We start from the raw sequence: 1,730 nt of genomic DNA, 5'->3' as shown, positions 1-1,730 counted from the left end.
CAGGTGCGCTACCGGATCCATCGCTCACTATTGACGAAGCACGGTCTGCAATTGCCGTTGACGAAGATCCGTCGCCGCGGACACTACTTTGTCAAAGGCATACTCCACCGCCTCGTTCGCTGTGTACGTCTCCAGCGAGAGTCGATCATAAGATACTGGCACCACACCGCCGCTCCGTTCGTATCCAAACACACTGTACACCTCGTTAAAAGAGTGTCCCCCGCTGTGTGCCAGCCAACCCGCGGTAGCTAGCTGAGCACTCTCCATGGGAAAGCTTTCGTCTTGAGCGCGGATGTCCTTGAATAGGTAATGAAGCAGGTTCGCCGAGCCCGATATCCCGATCGCGATGGTTCGCTCAGACCGCAGCGCGTTCCAGTCGTTGCTAGTGATGCCCGTGTGCTGCGATGGCCGCACGTACCGGTCCATGGGTCGAACGCCGTTGCCCTCTGAAGCTGCCTGTTTATCGTGTGCGCCACGCTGATAGGGAAGGAGCAAGCCATGCATGGTCTGTGCGGCCACGTTCTCAGCCGAAGAGCGCACCAGTTTACGCTGCGGAAGAATCGCTGCCTCATAAAAGCGTGTGGCCTCATCGGCGATGCTTGACATGCCCGACGCCTCCAGCATGTATCCCACGGCCACTGACAGCACCGTCGGCACCGAATACGGCCCCGTCGTGCGCATCATCTGACGGAACCGATCCGGAGAAGGGGATTCTATAAAGTCCTGAATGTCAGCGGCACCTGCCCGCCACGTCACCGGATCACGCCTCAACTTCATCGCGACTTCAAAGCACACGTCTTCGGCATCTTCTGTACCGTAGGTATCGAAGTCCATCAGAATACGAGATGCGACCGCATCCCTCGCCGCCTCCATGCCGCTATCCGGGTGCTTGCACACGTACTCACTCAAGTGGGTTTCAAACAGTCGCCCGTAGAAATTGTCGTTCCGCCGTGGGATGTTTATCTTGGACTCCATGCTCGCCATAATCTCGTCGATTGCATGATGGAATGCGAGCATGTCGCCAGCTTGATGCTTCACAAGGTTCAACGCATTTACTGCGGCACTTCGCGAAAGGTCACCGTCCAGCCACGTTGGCTTGAGTACCGCGACAACCTCAGCGTGCGTCTTACCGCTCAAATGGGAGTTTGCCACCGCGAGTGCATTGATAATGCATTCCCCCGGAGTCCTGGCCGCATTGCCTTCAGCGGTTGGGGTTACCAAGGGGGACGGGATGGTGTGATTCAGAAGAATCCTGTACTGCCTCTCGGTGATGGCGCCAACGGAGACCACTGTGCCCACCCCCGTGAACTGGACCTTTCCCATGTACTGCTGTGCATACTTGGGTTGGACGGTCTTACCGACCAGATCTTCGGTGTTGCGCGCATGTTGAAATGCCGAAAGAAATCGCGATATCAGCCCTCTGATACCGCCTGGATTGGCGTTCTCGGCAGGGTGTGAAGTCACGTTGACTTGCGGTTGGTGGTTTACAGGACTGAGCATTAGCATGGCTTGGAGGCTACGGTGGAGGAAGCGAATGAAAGCGGCCAAAACGGAAAGGTGACTACCCGACCGGGCCGCTCGGGCAGCGCGGAGATCTGGCTAAGCTATGCTGGAAGCATGCCTGGGCATTCAGCGAATTGGTATGCGATCCGTCTGATTAATGCCAAGTACGTGTCCAAGACGTGCAGTGGCCCCGGAAGAAGCGACCGCAACGCTCCGGAAAGCTGGTT

General features: G+C 57.1%; 1 protein-coding gene. It reads right to left on the bottom strand.

Translation table 11 applies throughout. The annotated features are described in order from the left end of the window. Positions 1 to 27: 27 nt before the first annotated feature. Positions 28 to 1,464: a hypothetical protein gene (locus AB6O04_RS20615; protein ID WP_368566295.1), complete on the bottom strand. Its 1,437-nt coding sequence runs from the start codon at positions 1,462 to 1,464 to the stop codon at positions 28 to 30. Positions 1,465 to 1,730: the final 266 nt, after the last annotated feature.

Source organism: Pseudoxanthomonas sp. UTMC 1351, from assembly GCF_040948865.1.
Classification (GTDB): Bacteria; Pseudomonadota; Gammaproteobacteria; order Xanthomonadales; family Xanthomonadaceae; genus Pseudoxanthomonas_A.
The sequence above is the reverse complement of the archived record's forward strand: the minus strand, read 5'-3'. Positions and strand labels throughout refer to the sequence as shown.